The organism is Bacillus sp. B2-WWTP-C-10-Post-4 (assembly GCF_009183805.1).
Classification (GTDB): Bacteria; Bacillota; Bacilli; order Bacillales; family Bacillaceae_G; genus Bacillus_A; species Bacillus_A cereus.
This window is the reverse complement of sequence record NZ_WEII01000211.1, coordinates 1-3,657: the sequence shown is the minus strand read 5'-3', so window position 1 is coordinate 3,657 and position 3,657 is coordinate 1. Positions and strand designations below refer to the sequence as shown.

The following is a 3,657-nucleotide window of genomic DNA, read 5'->3' as shown; positions in this document are numbered from 1 at the left end:
AAATAATGATAAGGAATTATGGTTTGATGCAAGTATAAGTACTACAGATAAATTTGAGGATAAGTTTGGTTGTTCTGGGGAATTAGATAAAATGATTAAAAAACCAGCAAAATCTGTATCTGAAATTGAAAAAGAAGAGAAGGAAAAGAAACAAGAGTAGTCTCTTTAACTACTCTTGTTTCTTTATTCTAGGGGTACCGCCCATCACCGTTAAGCTCACAGAACAGGTTGCTCTTAAAATGAACTTCATTGCTATAAAAGACTCTAATTTTTCGTTTTGGGGCAAATATTATATAAAATAATAGCTATCTCTGAATCACTAGTTTCAAAAAGCCTTCACGCAATAATGATTGCATGAAGGCTTTTGATGTTTGCTTATTTTTTTGTCTCGTTAACCCATGTAATAATGTCCTGGATGACGTATTCGGGAACGTTAGCAGGGATTTCATATTCACTAGGGAGGCTTAATTCCCCGTCACCCTCCGTGAAGAAATGATTCAATTTCGGATATTTTTTGAACTGAACATTCCCGCGGTTTGAAAGTCCTTTCTGCCATTTTGTATATTCATCTTTTACTGTTACTTGATAATCACGTGCTCCTTGCAGAATGAGTAAAGGCTCTTTTCGTGATTTTGCCTCTTCAACTGGACGCCACCTAGAAACATCATACATAAAATGAGGTGACCCAAAATTGTAGCCAGCTGGAGGATGATTGGGATTGAAAGTAGGATCCTGAATAAAAGCGACCTGTCTTTTTAGTTCATCGATTTCTTCCTTTGACGCCCCAAGGTATTGAGAATGATCAATAGCAATGTCAGTCAAAGGGCGTGCAGGTGGTGCGAGTAAGATGCTTCCTCGGACAAGTGTGGAAGGTGCTTTGCTTAGTATACGTGGCATTGTGCCAGCTCCTAGGCTATGTCCAAGAATGAAAATATTATTTGGATCAATGCCTTCCTGCTGCGCTGCTGATTTTGCTGCAAATATAGCATCATCTGTAGTGTCACGGTCTAACGTAACAGGTTCTGTACTCATCTTTAATGCATGTTCTAAGGTGCGTTTTTCATAGCGCAACACTGCAATTCCGTTGGATGAAAGGCCCACCGCAATGTCTCGTAAGATTTTTGTTCCCATATATGTGCTATCGCGATCATGGATGCCAGCACCATGAACAAGAACAACTACGGGCAGTTTTTCACCACGCTTATGTTTCGGAACTGTTAATGTCGCTGGTAACGGATAGGTAGAATTTCCAATGACGATTTCACGTTCTTGATAGGAGTCAGGTTGATCATAGCTAGGATGCGGGATAGTATAAGATTCCTCGGGTGGCCTTTCTCCAATTTCATCTACTTTCCCGCCAGGTGTGAATTTAAGGAGTAGCGGTATGGTAGTTCCTTCGGTATCTGCTGGAATTTCCACCGTCTGATGGACCAAGTTTCGTTCTTTTATCACGGGGGTTCCCATACTTTTTATCCCGCTCCAGCCACTTTGTGTCCACCAGTTTTGTAATGTGGTTGCTGTAAACTTGGATTGAAAAGCAGCAGACGTCAACTGTAGTGCCTCTGCATACTTACCTTTCTGGAGATATTCAAAAAATAATGATGTACGCTCCGTTAAAGAGACTAGTTTCTTTTCAGCAGATTGTTCCTCATGTGTATCTGCGTGAATAGTTGTTGTAAGCGGGAAAGATGAAACGCCTAAAGAAAAGAGTAGGGTAAAGGTAAGGACTGATTTTTGTATTTTCTTTTTTTTATTCATGTTTCAACCTCCAATATGTGATGGTACAAAACAGGTATGGTAATTAGAATTCTGATGCGAAAACTTCAAAATATTTGCAAGCAATCTCCAAAACTTGGACATACTAATATTATTATTCTAAAAAAATGTAGATTTCTTCTCTTGTTACATGCATATTAATCCTAGAAATCATCTTTCTTCCTTCGCTTTATATTTTGATTATACGAAGCAAAGCTCTCGTTTTTCTTACTTGATACTTACAAATTCCTTAAGTAGAGGATATTTAAAAATTTTAGCTGTATGAATATGTAGCGGTACTCCTATGTTAAGAGATAGCTTAAGGAATGAGGATTATATTGTTTTTATAAAGAGTTGATGTTATGTTTGTTTTGTAACATATGGTGTTTTATGCATGTAGGAGGATTTATTGAAGAAATTATTAATATTGTTTTTATTAGCTACATTTTGTCTACAGATTACAGGATGTTCTAATAATATGGGTACACTAAGGGAGAAGTCTAAAACTTTAACAACTGTGAATTCTAAACGCATCAATAAAGGGTGGTACAAACATATGTAATAGTTTGTATCACCCTTTGTTGATGTTAAAAGTCATAAGGAAAAGGTTATAGATATTTTTCATAAAGAAAAGACACCCATATAAGAGTGTCCTTTCTAATAGTTTTTTAGCAGAAGCAACTGCATCCGATAATGATTAATAGTATAAAGAGTACAACAAGCAAAGCAAATCCTCCAGCAAAACCACAGCCTTCTCCTCAACTGCCACCATAGCCCATAATAGTTCTTCCTTTAGGTAAGAGGATTAAAACTAAGGTTCATTCATGTATTTTAACGGGTTCACTTTACTTTATGTTTTTAAGAATGAATGGAGTAGGTCCTTTTGAAAATAAAGAAAAGCCCCCCTAAAGTGCCTTCCTTCGACTTGAACCATCTAATTTTAATAATATATTGGACTCCCATCCGAATACTATTTTACTATGTTAATTTTTTTGTTCATTGAGGGGTACCGCCACATTGCTATCAAGCTAAGGCTAAGAAAGGTCAGTTTCAGAAGGGATTTTTTCTTATTCTAAAAACCAGTGCAAATCATTGGGGATTCTGCATATCAAATAAATCCTAACGGGTTTCATTTTTAAAATTAAGCGGCTTAATTATCAGACATGGTCCAATTGTAAACGACACCTAATATATTAAAGACTGTTTTCTCCCTGTATCGATGGGGATTTTCGTCCGTTTCGCTGTAAGAGTTTCAGCAGGCGAAGAAGAATATTTGAAAATCTAATATTTTTTAGAATCGTAACCTTTATAGGTGGAGTTGTATTAGTAAATTCATGATAGCTATAATAAAAATTTTTAAACAATACCAATTAATTTTGTATTTTAAAATTAATACTTGCAAATCCAATACGCCTCGTATACAATCTGTATACGAAATGTATACGAATTGTATACAAAATGTAACGAGAGGTGAAAATGATGGCAGAAACATATCGTAAAGCTAAGGTATTAAAATTTCTAGACAAATTACGTGAAATGAAAGAGATGAATATAAAATATTCACAAATGTATTTGATAAACTTAAAAGAATTAATTCCTCATATGGAGAATGATATGTTTTTTCTAGAAAATGTAGAAGAAATAGAAGATATTTTAGAAAATCTACAGTTTAAGAAAGAGGAAGAAAATATTGTTTTATCAAGAGAGCAACTCATGTTTTTTAAGGAAGCAACTAATGCTATAACAACAATTAAAGATATCAATATTATTTTAGAAGAAGCTGGAGAGTTTTTTGACTTAGATATTCCTGAAAGAAAAGTAAAATCTGGAATGGTAAATTACAAAATCCAATCCATTGATCCAATGGATATGACTGGTATTAAAAAGCAATATTATATTATG

At 34.9% G+C, this 3,657-nt stretch carries 3 protein-coding genes and 1 pseudogene; 2 read left to right on the top strand and 2 right to left on the bottom strand.

The window, feature by feature from the left end:
* A partial coding sequence (locus GBN78_RS29085) for a DUF1433 domain-containing protein (protein WP_152128003.1) occupies positions 1-160 on the top strand: 160 nt, incomplete at its 5' end.
* 215 nt (positions 161-375) lie between these two features.
* Here GBN78_RS29085 and GBN78_RS29080 read toward each other — a convergent pair.
* Positions 376-1,758, bottom strand: a complete 1,383-nt coding sequence (locus tag GBN78_RS29080; RefSeq protein ID WP_001035259.1) for an alpha/beta hydrolase — start codon at positions 1,756-1,758, stop codon at positions 376-378.
* Positions 1,759-2,423: 665 nt separating this feature from the next.
* A pseudogene (locus GBN78_RS30810) lies at positions 2,424-2,534 on the bottom strand (YjcZ family sporulation protein).
* 697 nt (positions 2,535-3,231) lie between these two features.
* On the opposite strand from GBN78_RS30810, the gene GBN78_RS29065 reads away from it, so the two are divergent.
* A partial coding sequence (locus GBN78_RS29065; RefSeq protein WP_152128002.1) for a hypothetical protein occupies positions 3,232-3,657 on the top strand: 426 nt, incomplete at its 3' end.

Coding starts and splice junctions, on each gene's coding strand:
- GBN78_RS29080 (WP_001035259.1), bottom strand. CDS start 1,758: ATGAATAAAAAAAAGAAAATACAAAAATCAGTCCTTACCTTTACCCTA.